This window comes from uncultured Helicobacter sp., from assembly GCF_949282165.1.
In the GTDB taxonomy this organism is placed as follows: Bacteria; Campylobacterota; Campylobacteria; order Campylobacterales; family Helicobacteraceae; genus Helicobacter_F.
In genome coordinates this window covers 19,045-35,121 of sequence record NZ_CASDOV010000002.1, presented here as the reverse complement: position 1 = coordinate 35,121, position 16,077 = coordinate 19,045, and the positions used below count along the sequence as shown (strand labels likewise).

19 protein-coding genes are annotated in these 16,077 nt (G+C 47.9%); 5 read left to right on the top strand and 14 right to left on the bottom strand.

Translation table 11 applies throughout. The annotated features are described in order from the left end of the window. Positions 1-96: 96 nt before the first annotated feature. From ACH2BK_RS02125 to ACH2BK_RS02080, 10 genes are all read right to left on the bottom strand, one after another. The gene (locus ACH2BK_RS02125) at positions 97-420 is read right to left on the bottom strand and encodes a rhodanese-like domain-containing protein (RefSeq protein WP_394959489.1); all 324 of its coding nucleotides are present in this window, start codon (positions 418-420) and stop codon (positions 97-99) included. A gap of 45 nt (positions 421-465) precedes the next feature. Next, positions 466-1,149 carry a class I SAM-dependent methyltransferase gene (locus tag ACH2BK_RS02120; RefSeq protein ID WP_395001903.1) on the bottom strand — a complete coding sequence of 228 codons (684 nt, stop codon included), beginning with the start codon at positions 1,147-1,149 and terminating at the stop codon, positions 466-468. Beyond that, a complete protein-coding gene (locus ACH2BK_RS02115) occupies positions 1,115-1,399 on the bottom strand; it encodes a hypothetical protein (RefSeq protein WP_395001902.1) in 285 nt (94 codons plus the stop codon). The genes ACH2BK_RS02120 and ACH2BK_RS02115 overlap by 35 nt, the downstream gene beginning before the upstream one ends. A 190-nt stretch (positions 1,400-1,589) precedes the next feature. Next, positions 1,590-1,730 carry a hypothetical protein gene (locus tag ACH2BK_RS02110; protein ID WP_394995650.1) on the bottom strand — a complete coding sequence of 47 codons (141 nt, stop codon included), beginning with the start codon at positions 1,728-1,730 and terminating at the stop codon, positions 1,590-1,592. 6 nt (positions 1,731-1,736) lie between these two features. After that, entirely contained in the window at positions 1,737-3,116 is a 1,380-nt protein-coding gene (locus ACH2BK_RS02105) for an autotransporter outer membrane beta-barrel domain-containing protein (RefSeq protein WP_395001901.1), read from the bottom strand. A gap of 131 nt (positions 3,117-3,247) precedes the next feature. Continuing rightward, positions 3,248-4,543: a hypothetical protein gene (locus tag ACH2BK_RS02100; protein WP_395001900.1), complete on the bottom strand. Its 1,296-nt coding sequence runs from the start codon at positions 4,541-4,543 to the stop codon at positions 3,248-3,250. 98 nt (positions 4,544-4,641) lie between these two features. Further along, positions 4,642-5,277, bottom strand: coding sequence for a LysE family translocator (locus ACH2BK_RS02095; protein ID WP_394995656.1), 636 nt, complete (start codon positions 5,275-5,277; stop codon positions 4,642-4,644). A gap of 94 nt (positions 5,278-5,371) precedes the next feature. After that, the gene (locus ACH2BK_RS02090; protein WP_394995659.1) at positions 5,372-5,509 is read right to left on the bottom strand and encodes a hypothetical protein; all 138 of its coding nucleotides are present in this window, start codon (positions 5,507-5,509) and stop codon (positions 5,372-5,374) included. A gap of 168 nt (positions 5,510-5,677) precedes the next feature. Beyond that, positions 5,678-6,508: a ferritin-like domain-containing protein gene (locus tag ACH2BK_RS02085; RefSeq protein ID WP_394995661.1), complete on the bottom strand. Its 831-nt coding sequence runs from the start codon at positions 6,506-6,508 to the stop codon at positions 5,678-5,680. A gap of 407 nt (positions 6,509-6,915) precedes the next feature. Continuing rightward, positions 6,916-7,758, bottom strand: coding sequence for a cysteine ABC transporter substrate-binding protein (locus ACH2BK_RS02080; RefSeq protein ID WP_395001899.1), 843 nt, complete (start codon positions 7,756-7,758; stop codon positions 6,916-6,918). A gap of 82 nt (positions 7,759-7,840) precedes the next feature. On the opposite strand from ACH2BK_RS02080, the gene thrC reads away from it, so the two are divergent. The 5 genes from thrC (at position 7,841) to flgK (ending at position 12,127) form a co-directional block, all read left to right on the top strand. Then, a complete protein-coding gene (gene thrC, locus ACH2BK_RS02075; RefSeq protein ID WP_395001898.1) occupies positions 7,841-9,331 on the top strand; it encodes a threonine synthase in 1,491 nt (496 codons plus the stop codon). Between the two features lie 16 nt (positions 9,332-9,347). Then, on the top strand, positions 9,348-9,530 hold the full coding sequence (locus ACH2BK_RS02070) for a hypothetical protein (RefSeq protein ID WP_395001897.1): 183 nt from the start codon (positions 9,348-9,350) through the stop codon (positions 9,528-9,530). Between the two features lie 67 nt (positions 9,531-9,597). Beyond that, entirely contained in the window at positions 9,598-9,819 is a 222-nt protein-coding gene (locus tag ACH2BK_RS02065; protein WP_394995675.1) for a flagellar biosynthesis anti-sigma factor FlgM, read from the top strand. Positions 9,820-9,863: 44 nt separating this feature from the next. After that, positions 9,864-10,298: a hypothetical protein gene (locus tag ACH2BK_RS02060; RefSeq protein ID WP_394995678.1), complete on the top strand. Its 435-nt coding sequence runs from the start codon at positions 9,864-9,866 to the stop codon at positions 10,296-10,298. A gap of 8 nt (positions 10,299-10,306) precedes the next feature. Next, the gene (flgK, locus tag ACH2BK_RS02055) at positions 10,307-12,127 is read left to right on the top strand and encodes a flagellar hook-associated protein FlgK (protein WP_395001896.1); all 1,821 of its coding nucleotides are present in this window, start codon (positions 10,307-10,309) and stop codon (positions 12,125-12,127) included. Positions 12,128-12,219: 92 nt separating this feature from the next. Here flgK and ACH2BK_RS02050 read toward each other — a convergent pair whose 3' ends face one another. The 4 genes from ACH2BK_RS02050 to waaC are packed head-to-tail and all read right to left on the bottom strand — an operon-like array spanning position 12,220 to position 16,074. Then, positions 12,220-12,972, bottom strand: a complete 753-nt coding sequence (locus tag ACH2BK_RS02050) for an ABC transporter ATP-binding protein (protein WP_395001895.1) — start codon at positions 12,970-12,972, stop codon at positions 12,220-12,222. Next, positions 12,973-14,076, bottom strand: a complete 1,104-nt coding sequence (locus ACH2BK_RS02045; RefSeq protein ID WP_395001894.1) for an ABC transporter permease — start codon at positions 14,074-14,076, stop codon at positions 12,973-12,975. It lies immediately after the preceding gene. Then, complete coding sequence (locus ACH2BK_RS02040; protein ID WP_395001893.1) at positions 14,063-14,998, bottom strand: lipid A biosynthesis lauroyl acyltransferase; 936 nt, start codon at positions 14,996-14,998, stop codon at positions 14,063-14,065. Before ACH2BK_RS02040 ends, ACH2BK_RS02045 begins: the two co-directional genes overlap by 14 nt. After that, a complete protein-coding gene (waaC, locus tag ACH2BK_RS02035; protein WP_395001892.1) occupies positions 14,992-16,074 on the bottom strand; it encodes a lipopolysaccharide heptosyltransferase I in 1,083 nt (360 codons plus the stop codon). The genes ACH2BK_RS02040 and waaC overlap by 7 nt, the downstream gene beginning before the upstream one ends. Positions 16,075-16,077: the final 3 nt, after the last annotated feature.

The following is a 16,077-nucleotide window of genomic DNA, read 5'->3' as shown; positions in this document are numbered from 1 at the left end:
TCTCAAAACAAGGTGTAGCCGCAGTTTCTTTAGTAAATCCTAGAATGCCCGGCAAGCCAAATTTTAGAATCTAGATTCTAAGCTTTGAATCTAAAACTAGCCCAGCATACCTAAGAGCTCAAAATGCGTGAAATAATCGTCAAAATAATAGATATTTTCACACCCTGCTTCTATGAGATGAGTCCCCAGCACGCTCGCGGTATGCCCGCTATAGCACACAAGCAGGATATTTTTGTCCTTGTGCTTTTGGGCGTAGTTATAGACATCTTGGGCGTTGTTAAAATGCTTAGAATCTTTTATATGTGCGTAGCTATAATCGCTCTCATCGCGTATATCGATGATATCAAACTCCATATTTGCCAAATCCGGCGCGTAGATTGGATTTGCTAATGATGGATTGTTTTTGCCCTTAAACTCCATAGAGGTGCCTCCCAATGGTTTTTGGGGTATTGTAGTCAAAGTTGGTTAATTAGGGGCGGGGCGTGAGGACGGGGAGAGGAGCTGATGATCGCTTAGGGTTTTGCTCCCTAAGAGGCGTTTGAGAATCCAAAACGCGCCCCTGTGAGCGAGGCGCACGAGCGTGGCAAACACAAAAGGGCTTATCTTGCGCTGGCTAAAGAGATGCAATCCATTGTGTGAGACTAAAAACACGCCTTGTTGTCTCGCTATGTATTCTAGCGTCTCTCTGGCATAAAAGCTAATGTGCTGCCCGTGCGCAAAGCCATAATACCACCACGCCTCTTTGCCTTGGTGTGGCGGGATAGGGCAGGGAAGTAGCTCTGTGGAAAAGAGGAGATTGGGACATAGTGTCAGCATAGCAGAGATTTGCTCCATCGGGTTTGGGAGGTGCTCAAAGACTTCAAAGCTGCTTAGGAGCGTTGGCTTGGCGTGATGATCCCACTCAAAGCCGCGTGCGAAGAGGTTTTCACAATACTCATCTTGCCACAATGCCTCAATCCCCGCATCGCGCAGCAAGCGCACAAGCAGCCCCGTGCCACCGCCAAAATCCACGAGCAAGGGGGAATGTGTGCTGTGAGAGTGTGTATCGCGAGAATGCGCGCCCTGCGATGTGGAGCTAGAATCTGTGGCATTAGAATCGGGGTTAGAATCCGGGTTAGAATCTAGGCGTGTCCTCGCCCCCCCCCCCAATTACGCTCTTAGAAAAGCCAAAGAGTGCGCAGGCGATCACACTCACGATTTTGTAGAGATGGAGATTGCGAGCGACTATGCCCGTGTCCGAGGCGTTGATGGCGTTTGTGTAGGCTTGAGAGAGCCAATGCACCTCGCTAGCTGACAAAAATCCACAACGCTCACATTTATAAAAGGGCTCGAGGTATCGCTCTAGTATCGTCGCTTCAAAGGCTTTTTGCACGGGGCTTTGGCAGATTTTGCATTGCATAGGTTGTCCTTTGTTTTGGGATTGTTTTAGTGCAAGTCTATCATTTATTTGATGCAATTTGCCTTTGGCAAATCCTCCTTGCTCACGGAGAGCAAACTCCCTTTTCCTAACGCTTGCTCTGTCGAGCTAGATTCTGTAATGCTTTTGTGAATCTTAGTTAGATTCTGTGGGAATGGACTTTGTAGCGGTTTTAGAATCTAAGGTTAGATTCTAAGTTTGAATCTAAGTTGTTGAGCTTAGATTCTGAATCTACCTCAAGATTCTGCGCTTGGCTTGCTGTTGCAAATATGGCAAAACAAAATACCAAATGCTCTATCAGAGAATTGCCCAAGCAATGCTAGAACTTCCACTTCACCCCTAGATTCCCGCTTAGGTATGTTTCACTCTTGTTATCCACCTGCCCGGCAAAGAGCTGCTTAGCCCCCACACCCACAGTCATACTAAAGGAATCTCCAAACGCGATATTGCCCCCGATGATGAGCCGCCCATAGGTTTTGCTCACATCCGCACTTGCGATGCTAAAGGCGGTGCTCGATCCTACAAAGCTCGCTATGTAGTCCCCACCGCTATTTAGCACATATTGCTCGATTTTTGGGATCACAAAGAGATAGGAGCTCTCTGAAAAGTATTTGCGCGTCTCTAGCCCCACTTCCACGCTCATCGCGTTGTTTGCGTAGGCTGAGATGTTTTGCGCCAAAGAGCCTGTTTGTGTCTGTGCGGGCGTGGAGCTGTAGTAGTAGTTTAGCCCCACAAATGGCTTCAAAAACACGCTAGAGATGTCAAACACCCTGCCCACATTGAGGTTTGCCCCCACAAATGTGCGCATAAATTCCGAGTTTGCGCCCGTGCCTGCGAGACTGATGCTTTGTGTCGTGTCGGCAAACTGCCCATAGACTTTCGCGTTTAGCTCCCATTTGGGCACGAAGCGATAGGAGGTATAGAGCCCGATTTGGTAGTTGTGGCTGCCTTGGGTGAGGTTGGTATCGTTTATCGTGGAGTTTGCGTAGGTGGCATACACACCTAGCAATACCTTATCGGCAAAGTCCCTATCATAGCCCACGCTCACACCATAGAGTCCGCCGCTATTGTCGCCTATGATATTTGCCCCGCCAAAGACATTTGCCCATAGGCTGTTGTCATAGGTGGCATTGCCGTAGTAGTCATAGCGTGCATCGGAGCTGCCCGCTGCGGCAAATAGGCTATTTTTTAGCATACGCGCAAAGCGCATTTGCTTTTCATACGGGTTGTTGGCTTTGGCGATCCTGCCGCCAATTGCCATATCATTAGCGATGTTCATCGTGGCGTTAGCGGAGCTCTGCTCACTCGTGGTGTTGGTGCTAGCGTGCGCTGTGGATTGCATATCCTTGAAAAACCCTGCGTTTGTGATAGCACCCATACCGATAGCCGCATCTGTGGAGGAGCCTATGAGACTTGTTAGGATCGCGTCATTTTGCGCGCGATTGCCGGTATTTAGTGCAGTGGTGAGATCGCGGAAAAATGTAGTATCAGTCATCTGCGCGATGCTTTGGCTGACATACTCGCCCTTGCTTGAGCCCAAAATCACTTCAAAAGTCTTTTTGGCGTCCTCTTTGGCGGCTTGTGTATCGCCTGTGGCATTGATACTTGTCATAATATCGCTAAGTTTTTTGGTTTCGACTTTAAGCGAGACAAAGTCCTCATTTATCACTGAATCTTGCGCGGTTATTTTGTCAAGCACGCCCGCTAGGTAGGTTTTGTCCTCTGTGGTGTGGGTATTGCCTAGTGCGACATCTAGCCAGCCTTGGTTGGTATCGGCATTGCTCTCGCCACCACCGGTGCCAATCTGTTTCTTTTTGTCCTCTAACTCTTTTATTTGTGTCTTAATCCAGCAATCGCATTGGCAAGGAAACTCTCAAATTCCTGCTTTTTAGCCTCATCGGTGAAGATTCCTAGATAGGAGGTTGTGTCGTTTTTCAAGTCTGTTTGTAGGTATCCTAGCAAGCCCGTGTAGTCATTAGAATCTGCGCCACTCACGAGACTCTCGCGTATGGCGATCTCGAGATCTAGCATACTGCTCGCTGTGAGCTTAGAGGCATCTAGCCCGCCGCTTATAAGCAGCTCATTGCCCACGATCTCATACTCATAGCTCGTGAGATTCTCCAAATCCGCAGAGCCAAAAAACGCCCCGCGATAGAGATCGAGATTTTTATCTTTAAATACTTGGCTCTCTTGGAGCAAGTCGATGAGATCGACATTGAGCGCGCCTCTGATTTCTGTCCTATCATTTGTACTAACGACTTCATTGGCATCTACGAGTTTATTGCCATTGGTATCCTCCCATCTGCCCACATACACGCCCTGATTGGCTGTGAGGATCGTGTGGTTTGTGAGATTTGCCTTACTGAGATCATTCACGCCCACGCCGATGAGTGAATCTGTAATGAGTGCTCTACCGCTGATATCTAGGAGCGAGTCGCGACTGCCCGAGTTTATCAATGCTAATCCGGCATTTTCTAGCTGGAAATGCCCATTTACCTTGAGATAGCCATTGTAGTAGTTATTTACACCAGCATTTTGGATTGTTAAGAGTGGAAAGTCTTGAGCACTAGCGATAGGAGTTTCTCCATGGATTGCGAGATTGCCAGTGATGCTTGAGGCTTGAGAGACAGAGAGTGCGCCCATAGTCTGCTCTGTGGTGGTTCCACTTCCGCCTTGGTTTGGGATTTCTCTTAATCCACTGCCCACAGATACATCTCCAGTGATATCAAAGCCCCAAGTGTTGTAGCGCAAAGGGTTTGGTGTGGGTCCAAAGAAATCTTTAATGGAGATATAATCCTGCACATTGGCATACAAATGTTTGATATGATGCCCATTGCCGATATCAAAGATATTTGAGGGATCGACTTTGAATTCCACATATGTCTCCCCATTGGCTTCTAGTACCCACTCGCCTGTGGGCTTTTTAGCCTCATCTACTACATACGAAAAGTAATTATTCTCATCAATGCGAGCTTCCGTGCGAAGCGATATGTCATAATGATTGATAATTAGCGGTGAGGGTGGCTGGGTGGTTTGTGGCGGGGTTTGAGAATCTGCGGCGTGCAGGGCTGCTGCTCCCAAGCTCGCGCCCAAAAGTAGGTGACTAGCGATAAGCGATATTTTCATCTTTGCTCCTTGTGAAAAATTATGTCTTGCTAGGACAAAAAACCGCTCCATTATAGCCCCCCTTTATAGGAAGTTTAAAAGCCAAAACAAAAGAGAATCTAACCCCCAAATACCGCCCACCACGCCCCCAAACTCGTATAGAGCAGATACGCGCTAAAGCCCGCAAACACCACGCCACAGATTCTATCAATCCATACAAAGACTTTGGGCGTGAGGTAGCCACCAATCGCACCGCCAAGCGCGATCACGCCCAAAAACGGCAGGCTAAGCGCGCAAAAAAGCACGCCAATCCGCGCACCCAAATCCACCTCCATAAAGGGCACGATGATCGTGCCAAAGAACAAAATCGCCTTGGGATTAGAGAGGTTGATCCCTAGTGCCTTGAGATAGAACCCTAGCAGAGCGCGGGGGCGAGAAGCATCTAGGGCGCGTGTGTGGGAGGAAGTCTGTGGGAGCACGGGTGCTTGGCTAGTGAGGAGCGCATAGGCGAGATAGGCGAGATACACGCCCCCGCATAGCATTAGCGCACTCTGCACCTCCGCACTGCCCAGCACGAGCCCTAGCCCGAGATACAGCGCGCCAAGGAATATCGCCCACCCGCTCGCAATCCCCAAAAACGCGCTAAAAGCCGCTCTAGCACCATTGCACAAACTCGTGCGCAGGACAAACAAAATATCAGGACCGGGGGTGAGTGCTCCTATAAAGCCTATGGCAAATACGCTAAGTAGTTCCATTACTGCCTCCTTTTTGGGTTTTAGATTCTGTATTAGTGGCATTTAGCTTTCCGTGACAAAGGAAATTTGGCTTGCACGCAAAGCCATAGGTTCTTTAGTAAATTCTAAAATGCTCAAGCAAGCCACACACAGAATCTAAGACAAATTTAAAATCTACTAAAAGATTCACTTCTAGATTCAGAAGTTTAGAATCTAAGAAAGACTTAGATTCTATAGATTCACAAACCCTCACATTTATAGATTCTAAAACAATAGATTTGAGAATCTACCACTTTAGAGAATCTCATCAAGGCTTTGCCTCTTAGCTTGGTGTGGATTCTATAAGCTTGCCACTGCAAATAATAAAATTAGTCATTAGCGGTGGTGCTTGTGGAGTTTTTGTCGGGTGCAAGCTAAATTTTTATAATCCACGACGGCTATAAAACGCCTCCAACTCCCCCATCTCCCCCTCACTAAACCCCGCCTCCAGCCTCGCCCTAGTGTTCAAAACCCTCCCCGCGAGGCTAAACTCCCCAAACTGCTCACACAGCGCGACAAAGGGCTTGGGGCTAGACAAATCCTTGCGGGCATAGCGCCACCATTTATCGCCCTTTTGCACGTGCCCCACCTCATCGCGCAGGATTATCCCAAACACCTCTTTGATCTTTGGCTTTAGCGCAAGCGGGGTTTGCAGGAGCTTTTCTAGCACGAAAGGGTTGGCATCTAGTCCCTTTGCCTCTAGCCCCCTATGCACCACACCCATACGCCACTCTAGGCTATTTTGCGTCGCCTCCATCGCCGCAAAGAGCGTGTTATGCACGGGGAATGCCCCATACGCAGAATCTAGCTCCGCCAAAAGCCCCTCTAGTAGCCCAAAATGCCTTATCTCCTCATCCGCCACGCTGAGCCAATCCGCATAAAACTCCCTAGGCATATCCCTAAAGCGATAGCACGCATCGAGGGCTAGCACAATCGCGCTAGATTCTATATGCGCTACTGAGTGCAGGATCTTTGCTATGGCAGTTTTGGATTTGGCGTGATTTGGGCGGCGGATTTTGAGTGCGGGGGCGAGGTTGTCGCGCATTATAGAGAGACTTTGGAGCTCGTGTGTGGGGCGCGCAGGGGTGTGCGGAGCGAAGTCTAGATAAGCGCATTGAAAATCCTCATACAAATGCGAGAACTTCTCACTTATCTGCGTAAAACTCGTGCTTTGGAGTATGTCCTCTAGGGCTGCAAAAAACATCTTTTTCATAGCGGGATTTTAGCATTATTTTGGTGCTAGGAGAGAGCAACTTCCCTTTTCCCCAACGCTTGCCACGCACGAGGTTTTTGACATTGTGGATTCTGTAAATGTCTTAGAATCTGTGGAGTTGGATTCTGTAAAAGTTTGAGATTTTGTATTTTGCTTTTGTGAATCTTGTGTGGATTCTGTGCGAGTAGATTCTACGAGGTTAGATTGTGAATCTGAAGTCTTAAATTTAGAATCTAAGTTTTGTTTAGATTCTAAATTTGCGTTGCTCGGCTTGCTAGAAATTCTAGGATTGCGCGTAAGATTTAAATGTTGTGCAAGGCGAGGCGCAAGGAGCTACCTAAGCGGTAGTGACTAAGCCGAGCCGCTGCACTCATTTAAAGATTGCGTGCAAGCCGAATTTCTTTGAATCACTCAAACACTACATCCACTGCCCTCACATCCTCCCCATACACAGGCGCAAGCGTCTGCTCATAGGCTTGTGTGAGAAACTTCTGCTGCACAAGCGTATCAATCTCGCTATTTAGCCACTCCAAAAGCTCGGCATTGCCCTTTTTTACCGCCGGTGCGATGACATCTCGCTCGCCCAGCTCCTTAATCCCCACGCCAAACTCGGGATTGTCCTTTACCCACGCAAAGAGCAAGGTATTATCGTGTGCGAGCGCGTCCCCCCTGCCGTCTTTGAGCGCAGCAAAAGTCTCGGTGTTTTGCTCGAATTTAAGCAGCTTGATATTTGGGTGGTTTTGGGTGAAGTAAAAATCCGCAGTCGTGCCTTTATTGACGATGAGTGTCTTGCCCTCAAGCTGCGCGACATCGCTTATCGTGCCATCTTTGCTCGCCACGCCTAGCGAGACTTTCATATAAGGCTTGGCAAAATCCACGACTTCCTCTCGCTGCGGCGTTTTGGTGAAGTTTGCCATAATGATATCGACTTTGTTTGCGCGCAAAAACTCCACGCGATTAGCCGCCTCCACGAGCACAAATTTTATCTTGTTTTCATCGCCTAGCAAGTCTTTGGCGATTTGTTTAGCTATCACGATATCAAAGCCCATATTTGCACCATTAGCATCGACATAGCCAAAGGGCGGCTTATCGCCAAACACGCCCACGATGAGCTCACCGCGCTGCTTGATAGAATCTAGCGCACCGCTCTGTGTGCCCTGCTCTTTTTTAGCCTCGCTGCACGCACTAAGTGTGAGCATCGCCACCGCTACCAACCCCACGACAAAAGAACGCCATATTTTCGCCTTCATTTTCAAATCCTTTGTGTTAAAATTGTGAGGCAAAAAGGTAATACATTTAGATTAACCACAAGCTATCAAACAAAGGAACACTATGATAGAGATGATACAGACGCGGGGCAAGGGCGAGAGAGAGGATGTGTGCTTTGCTGATGCGGTATTGCACCCAAGCGCGAGTTTTGGGGGACTTTATACATTTCCTACCCTGCCGCGCTTCACACCGCAAATGCTAGAAGAGTTTGAGAATCTAAGCTACACAGAGCTTTGCAAACGCGTGTTTGGGCTTTTGGGATTGGGGCTTGATGAGGGGCTTTTGGACTTTGCGCTGCAGACTTATGAGGGCTTTGATGAATCTAGCGCACCTGCTCAACTAGCGCGCTATGATGAGAATCTCTCTATCCTAGAGCTCTATCACGGACCCACGCGCGCGTTTAAAGATATGGCACTGCAGCCCTTTGGGCGTATCGTGCAGGGCTTAGCACAGGGCAGGGAGTATCTCATACTTGTAGCCACTAGCGGCGATACGGGACCAGCGACTTTGGAGAGCTTTGCTAGGGAGAACTTGGGGCAGGATTGTAGTATCAAAGTCGTGTGCATTTACCCAAAAGATGGCACTTCGGATGTCCAAAGATTGCAGATGGTGACGCAAGATTCTCCAAATCTCAAGGTGCTTGGGATTAAGGGGAATTTCGATGACGCGCAGCAAATGCTCAAATCCTTGCTACGAGATTCAGAGTTTTTGGGATTTTTGCAAGTCAAAGGCGTCGCGCTCTCAGTGGCAAATTCTGTCAATATCGGACGCGTGGCGTTTCAGATAATCTATCACATTTGGGCGTATTGCAAGCTGTGCAAAGAGGGCGCACTCACGCGTATGCAGCCTCTTCACCTCATCGTGCCTAGCGGGAATTTTGGCAATATCTTAGGCGGGTTTTATGCCAAAAAGATGGGCGTGCCACTAGGTAAGCTCATCAGTGCTTCAAATGCCAATAATATCCTCTATGACTTTATCACCACCGGCGTGTATGATATACGCCACAGACAGCTGCGTAAAACTTCCTCGCCCGCGATGGATATTATTAAAAGCTCTAATGTGGAACGGGTATTGTTTGAGCTTTTTGGTGCGCAGCGCACGAGAGAATGTATGCGCTCACTCCAAGATGAGGGAGTGTATGCGCTAGATTCTGTGGAGTTGGAGGCGTTGCAGGGGTATTTTGCGGCGAGCTTTTGTGAGGATAGAGAGTGCAAGGAGCTCATCGCCAAATCCTTTGCTAAGGGCTACTTGCTAGATCCTCACACAGCGTGCGGGATAAAGGCATACGAGGAGTTTGCGCAATCCCACAAGGGCGAGCAGTTTGTGCTCTGCTCCACCGCGGAGTGGAGTAAATTCGCACCCACCACGGCAGAGGCGCTAGGTGCTAGGGCTGGGCTTGGAGATGAAGAGGCGATTAGGTTTGTTTTGTCTTTGGATTCTGCGCGGAGGCTTAGCCCGCATATCGCCGAGGTTTTCAAAAAGCCCGTGGTGCATAGTGAGGTGGTGGAGATTGAGGGACTAAAGCACGCTATTATGCAGTGGCTAGATGTATAGAATCTAAAGGATTTCAATGGATATCACGACAAAAAATTGGCTTATTCCTAGCATTGCTTTTTTCTTATTTTTGTATGTGATGGTGCTTTTGGCGATTTTTGCTTATAAAGATTCTAAAACGCCGCTTTTTGAGGGCGCACAGGGCAGCACAACCACCATTGAGGATTTCAAAAAGGAGCTCAATCGCTACACAAATTGAGGCTTAAAAAGCATTGGGCTTTCGTCGATTTTGTGTTACAATAAAAAGAAAACAAGGATAGGAACATATGATTACAGGTGTGAATTCTTCTATCGCAGCCACCAACTCTCTAGGGAGTAATCGCAACCTAAAAGGCGCGAGCGATGTGCGCGCACAGGGTAGCGAGGAGAGCAAAGAAGTGGCGTTTGATAAAGTGAGTGATATCAAAGAAAGAATCGCCAAAGGCACTTATGCTCTCGATATGGACAAAACTTCTAGGAAAATGGCATCAGATTTGCTTAATCTCTAAAAACACTCGCCCTAAACCCAATGGGCGGGGATTAGGGAGTGCAGATGTTGCAGCAGTATTTAGATGGTGCTATCGCTGATGTGCGTAGCCTCATAGATCTTACCAACCAAGACATAGCAGATATCCAAGTCGCCAACAACGAAGCGATATTTGCTCGCAATCCACAAAAAAACTCTCTCATCAAATCTTTTGAACAAAAAAAATCTCTTATGGAACAAGAGATGCAAAAGCTTATCCAATCCTATGACAACAAACCCCTTGCCGAGATTCTGCAGCTTGAACCAGCGATTGACAAGGGGCTAGGGGATTTGCGCCAAGCACTTCAGGAGCTAAAAACTCTCAATAGCGCGTATGCAAAGAGCGTGTTTGCTGTGAGCGAGTTTTACGACTCGCTTTTGCGCAGGCTTATCCCTTGTGAGGATAGCGGATACACCAACACCAGCAGGGCAAAAAGCCACCTCGTGCAGATTCAAGTCTAGGGGGCATAATGGGCGGTATTCTCTCCTCTCTTAGCACCTCATATAGCGGTTTGCAAGCCCATCAGGTAATGGTAGATGTGACGGGCAATAATATCTCAAACGCAAGCGATGAGTTTTATAGTCGCCAAAAAGTCGTCGTGCGCCCAGAAAAGCCCATTTATTTCCAAGACTACAACCTAGGGCGAGGCGTGAGTGTCGAGACGATTGCCCGCGCACACGATGAGTTTGTGTTCTCACGATACAGGCGTGCCAATGAAGAATCGCAGTTTTATGATACGCATTTTACTTATTTGCGTGAGGCGAGTGCGTTTTTCCCAGAGGTTGATGGCGTGGGGATTTATAACGACTTAGAGCGGTATTTTGACGCGTGGAAGGATCTCGCTAAAAACTCTAGCGATCCTGCTCAAAAACAAAACCTCGCCAAAGATACCAAGACGCTAACTAACAATATCCAAGAGACGCGCAGGCGGCTTGAAATCCTGCAGCGCAAGGCGAGCGATGAGCTAGAAGTGGTGGTAAAAGAAGTCAATCTCGCCGCCAAAGAAATCGCCGAGATAAACAAAAAGCTCAAAGAAATGGAAGATGGCTTAGAGCTCAAGCAGGCTAATGAGTTGCGCGATAGGCGCGATGAGCTGGAGTTTAACCTCCAATCGCTCATCGGTGCAAATGTGTTCAAAAACCACCTAAAGAGCGATTATTCTACCTACCCTCAGCGCGCGGATTTTGACGATGAGTATGTGCTCAATATCGGCAGGGGCTTTAATATCGTTGATGGCTCGATGTATCACCCCATCATCTTAGAAAAGGACAATAACGCCAACAACCTCTCGCGCGTGTATTTTCAGGGCGATGACTTCAAGCGCATAGAGATCACTGAGAAAATCACACAGGGCAAGGCGGGATCGCTTATTGGGCTTTATAGTAGCGGTATAGATGGCACGCCGGTGGGCAAGATTCAGGATTATATCAATCAGCTTGATATTTTTGCTAAGGGCTTTATCGAGGCGACAAACGCGATATACGCCCAGAGTGCGACAAATGTGATAAAAAGCGATAAGCTTGATATTTGGGGCAAATACGCGCTGCTAGATTCTAACTACAATCTCAAAGAAGGGAGCTTTGATATCATCGTGTATAACACCACGGGCGATGAGATGGTGCGCAAAACTATCCATATCGATAGAATCACCACCATCTATGATGTTGTTAATGCCATTAATGCCAACACCGATGACAACAAAGACAACAACTCACTTAATGATGTCGATGATTATTTTCGCGCGTATTATGACGATGTGGCTAGAGAATTTGTGATACAGGCTAGAGATCCCGCAAAGGGCTTGTATGTCTCGATTAAAGACAATGGCACGAATTTCACCGGGGCGCTTGGGCTCAATCGGTTTTTTGATGGCAATAGTGCCAAAGATATCGAGCTAAACCGCGAGTATGTGCGGGATTCTACGCTGATACGCCCGTGGCTTGCGCCCATAAATGGAAACTTTGATGTGGCAAATATGATGCAGCAGCTCCAATACGATGAGGTGGATTTTTATACAAGTAAATTTGATAGCAAAAAAATGCGCATTCCGGAGTTTTTTCAATTCCTAACCGGGCGCGTGGCGACGCAAACAGAGCAAACCCAGCGCACCAAAGAGACTAAAGATTCTGTGCTTTCAGCTGTGAAAAAGGAGCATTTGTCCATCTCACAAGTAAGTGTGGATGAAGAGATGGTGAATCTCATAAAATTCCAAGGAGGCTACGCGGCAAATGCCAAAGTCATCACGACTATTGATAGAATGATAGAAACGCTCCTTGGTATCAAGCAATAATCTAGCGGCGACTTTGTGGGGCATACTAGGCTCATAATGGAGCAAAGAGAGAATCTAGCTCCATAGATTTAGATTCTAAGCATTTATAGAATCTACCCTAGTATCCTCTCCCCGCGATTGCCCGAAAAAATCTCCGTGCGCACACCACGAGCTCTTAGCTCCTCTAAACTCCCGCAAAAGGCGATTTGTTTATTCTCTAGCAGGATAAACCTATCCACGCTATCTTTTATAGAATCCAAATCGTGGGTTACCATCACAATAGTGATATTTAGCATTTCTTTGAGTTCTAAGATAAGCGTATCGAAGTTTTGCGCGCTTTTGGGATCAAGCCCGCTTGTGGGCTCATCGAGGAACAAAATATCTGGACTTGTGATGAGTGCGCGCGCTAGGGCTACGCGCTTTTTCATACCGCCACTTAGGGCGTATGGGTATTTATACACGCTTTGTGCGGGCAGCCCCACGCGCTCACACCAAAATGCGGCGAGCTCATCGATACATTTTTGGGGCAGGCTCCCGCGCTGCACAAGCGGCATACCGACATTATCAAGCACGCTCATAGAGCTAAAAAGCGCGCCAAATTGAAACATCACGCTGCATTTATCTAGCACCAAATGCCGCTTAGAATCTTCTAGCTCCCAGATATTGCGCCCAAATATGTGTATCTCTCCGCTCACGGGCTTTTGGAGGTAGATCATATTGCGCAAAAGCGTGGATTTGCCACTCCCGCTTCCGCCTAATATCCCAAAAATCTCGCGCTTTTGGATACTAAAGCTAATATCATCGTGGATTATTACGCCCTGCGTGTATTGGGTAGTGAGATGGCTGACTTTGATAATCTCTGCCATTTAAATCCCCAAAGTCGTGGTAAAAAATGAAAATATCGCATTGATGACGATAATCCAAAAAATGGCATTGACGACACTTAGCGTGGTTTGCCTGCCTAGAGATTCTGTATCGCCCTGCACCTTTAGCCCTCTAAAGCACCCCACAAGCCCGATAGCTAGTCCAAAAAACGGTGCCTTGACTATGCCCACCCAAAAATGCGTGATGGCGACATATTCATAGAATCTCTCCCAATACTGCGTGAAGCTTATCCCTGCTTGCACATTAGTAGCGAGCATTCCTGCAAGCAGGCTCACCACATCTGAGAGAAACACAAGCAGGGGCATCGTGATGATGAGGGCTAAGATCCTAGGGGTAACGAGAAAATCTATCACGCTAAAGCCCATTGTTTTTAGCGCGTCATTTTCTTCATTGAGATTCATCACGCCAATTTGCGCGCTGAAGCTAGATGCTGAACGCCCCGCGATAACAAGTGCTAGCACAAAGGGTCCCAGCTCGCGCAGGCAGAGCTTTGCTACGATCTCCACACTCATAATGGGCACGCCCATTTTGTCTAGTTGTATCACGCCCTGCAGGGCTATGGCATAGCTTACGATAAAGCTTGTGGTGAGCACCACAGGCAGGGATTTTAGCCCAGATTCTGAGATGTGATAAAAAATCGAGGCGATTTTAAAGCGCCGTGGGTGGAGCACGCTAAGCCCGAGGTAATACAAGCTCATACCAAAAAAATGCAAAAAATCTAGCATATTTTGGAAAAAATCTGCCACCCATAGCCCGATATTGCTAAAAAATGTAAAGAGAGCCGAGGGCTTGTGGGATTGTGCAGGGAGGTTTGGCGGATATCGCTCTAGAGTGGCAAAAATCTCTTGTATGTGGGAATTGGGATTGAGAAAAGTGTAGGATTTGCCCTCAAGGAGTGAGAGTAAAAACGCGCAAAAGGCAAAATCCACAACAGGCTGCGCGCTAAAATCGATCTCTACCTCTCTAGCATTGCGCAAAGCCGCGCGCAAAGCACGCAAATCCCTCTTTGGCGCACTATAGAGCCACTCTCCGCTAAGGACTAGGCGCAAAGTCGGCGTGGATTTAAGAATCTTAAATCTGCCCATCGTCTTTCTTTTGATAGATTTGTGGATAAAACACCTTAAAGCGTTTGTGAAACCAAAACCAGCTACTTGGGCTAGATTCTATCGCTTTTTGCGTAATGCGCGCTTGGGCTTGCGTGGCTTGTAAGATGTCTTTAGCCATATCGGCAGTGTTTTGCGCTCTGATTGGTTCAAAAAAACGCACCTCATAGCGAGAATAATCGTCGTTAAAATCAATAAACACGGGCACGATCGCCACACCAAAGCGGCGCGAGAGCACAGAAGCGATGGTGGTATGCGTGGCGCGTTTGCCAAAAAACTCCACTTCCACCCCCTCATTTAGCCCGATATTTTGATCGACTAAAATCCCCACAAGCGCGTTTTTTTGGGCATACATTTTGAGCAGGTGCTTAAACGCCCCCTTTTTGTCTATCATACGCACGCCATTGCTCTCGCGCCGCTTGATAATCATATGATTGATAGATTCAAATTGTGTCAGTCGCCCAAGAGACGCCATTTGGCACATACGATAACGCGGAGGGAGGATCGTCGCCATCGCTTCCCAATACCCAAAATGCGCGGAGATGAGCACCGCCCCGCCGTCTTTGGCGATAGATTCTGTGATGAAATGCTCGTTTGTGAATCTAAAGCGCGCAGCGTATTTGTGGGGATTAAGATACACCACGCGAATGCTCTCTAGCAGCACAAAGGCAAAATTGTCATAGCAGCGGCGGATAATGGCGTGCCTTTGGGCGTGTGTGAGGCTCTCCCCATAGACAAACTCAAGGTTTGCATACGCATCGGCGTATCGGCGTTTATCGAGTGTGTGAAAAAGCCAACCAAGCGCGCGTATATGCCACACAAAGAATCTATGCGGGATTGTGGCTAGATACCGCCCAAGCACTCCGCTAGCAATCTCTAGGAGCAAAATCGCGGGCTTTAGCATACAATCTCCTTGTGTTTTTGGCTAAGCAATGTGAGGGCGCATTTGGCAATCTCACTAGGCGCGATGTTGTTTATCGAAAAGTCATTTTTGTCATAGGTGGGCTTGTCGCTACCGCTTAGCGTGAGGTTGGACTCTCCTAGGAGTTTAAATCGCTGTGCCGGGGTGTTGCCATAGAGCGTGAGTGAATCTCGCCCCAATGCCCACGCTAGGTGCGTGATACCCGTATCCCCGCCGATGATGAGATCCATTTGCGCTATGAGGGCTTTTATGCTATCTAGGCTGAGGTTGCTAAGTGGCGTGATGGTGTGTGAATCTCTAAGGGGCGCGAGGGCGGGGGATTGTAGGATTTGGGTGGCTTTGTGGGTATCTGTATGAGTGAGGAGCAAAATCTGTGCGCTGCGCAAATGCTCGCAGATTAGCGCGAGGGCTTTAGCAAAAAGCGTGGGATTATAAGTCTTAGAGGGCAGGGAAGATTCTAAAACGCACAGGATATAGGGGCGAGATTGGAGTTTGGGGGCGATAGGGGCGAGGGCGTGTGGCGTGTGGGCAAAGGATAGAGCCTTGTGTGAGAGCATATCAGGGAGTGAGGGCTGTGAATCTTTAGCGATGTGCAAAATTTCTTTTGCCTTGTGGAGCAAGAGCGCGTTGCGCTTTAGGATATTTTCTTCATAGGCGATTTGGACGCGATGGGTGTAAAAAAGCGCGCTTAAAGGTTCTTTGGCAGAACTAAAACCAAAGCCCACAAAGTGGCGTTTGCGCAAAAATGCGCCAATAAGTGCGGATTTGATAAGTCCTTGCATATCGATGAGTATGTCAAAAGCAGGGAGTTTGGCAAGCCTCTTTGCAAGTTGGAATTTTTGGGCTAGGGATTGGCGTTTGAGCGTGATGACTTCTAGAGAATCTATGCAGGGCGAGTGCGCCAAAATATCGCTAAATCGTGAATCCACAAACCAAGTGAGGTGGATTGTATAAGCTCGCTTGAGTTCTTGCACAAAATCCGCCAAAAACGCCGCGCTCACGATACAATCCCCCAAGGCTGAAAGGCGGATAATGCCCACGCGCAGAGTTGCTCCCATTTT

Coding starts and splice junctions, on each gene's coding strand:
- ACH2BK_RS02080 (WP_395001899.1), bottom strand. CDS start 7,758: ATGAAGGCGAAAATATGGCGTTCTTTTGTCGTGGGGTTGGTAGCGGTG.
- ACH2BK_RS02100 (WP_395001900.1), bottom strand. CDS start 4,543: ATGAAAATATCGCTTATCGCTAGTCACCTACTTTTGGGCGCGAGCTTG.
- flgK (WP_395001896.1), top strand. CDS start 10,307: ATGGGCGGTATTCTCTCCTCTCTTAGCACCTCATATAGCGGTTTGCAA.
- waaC (WP_395001892.1), bottom strand. CDS start 16,074: ATGGGAGCAACTCTGCGCGTGGGCATTATCCGCCTTTCAGCCTTGGGG.
- ACH2BK_RS02045 (WP_395001894.1), bottom strand. CDS start 14,076: ATGGGCAGATTTAAGATTCTTAAATCCACGCCGACTTTGCGCCTAGTC.
- ACH2BK_RS02125 (WP_394959489.1), bottom strand. CDS start 420: ATGGAGTTTAAGGGCAAAAACAATCCATCATTAGCAAATCCAATCTAC.
- thrC (WP_395001898.1), top strand. CDS start 7,841: ATGATAGAGATGATACAGACGCGGGGCAAGGGCGAGAGAGAGGATGTG.
- ACH2BK_RS02065 (WP_394995675.1), top strand. CDS start 9,598: ATGATTACAGGTGTGAATTCTTCTATCGCAGCCACCAACTCTCTAGGG.
- ACH2BK_RS02040 (WP_395001893.1), bottom strand. CDS start 14,998: ATGCTAAAGCCCGCGATTTTGCTCCTAGAGATTGCTAGCGGAGTGCTT.
- ACH2BK_RS02050 (WP_395001895.1), bottom strand. CDS start 12,972: ATGGCAGAGATTATCAAAGTCAGCCATCTCACTACCCAATACACGCAG.
- ACH2BK_RS02070 (WP_395001897.1), top strand. CDS start 9,348: ATGGATATCACGACAAAAAATTGGCTTATTCCTAGCATTGCTTTTTTC.
- ACH2BK_RS02115 (WP_395001902.1), bottom strand. CDS start 1,399: ATGCAATGCAAAATCTGCCAAAGCCCCGTGCAAAAAGCCTTTGAAGCG.
- ACH2BK_RS02085 (WP_394995661.1), bottom strand. CDS start 6,508: ATGAAAAAGATGTTTTTTGCAGCCCTAGAGGACATACTCCAAAGCACG.
- ACH2BK_RS02060 (WP_394995678.1), top strand. CDS start 9,864: ATGTTGCAGCAGTATTTAGATGGTGCTATCGCTGATGTGCGTAGCCTC.
- ACH2BK_RS02095 (WP_394995656.1), bottom strand. CDS start 5,277: ATGGAACTACTTAGCGTATTTGCCATAGGCTTTATAGGAGCACTCACC.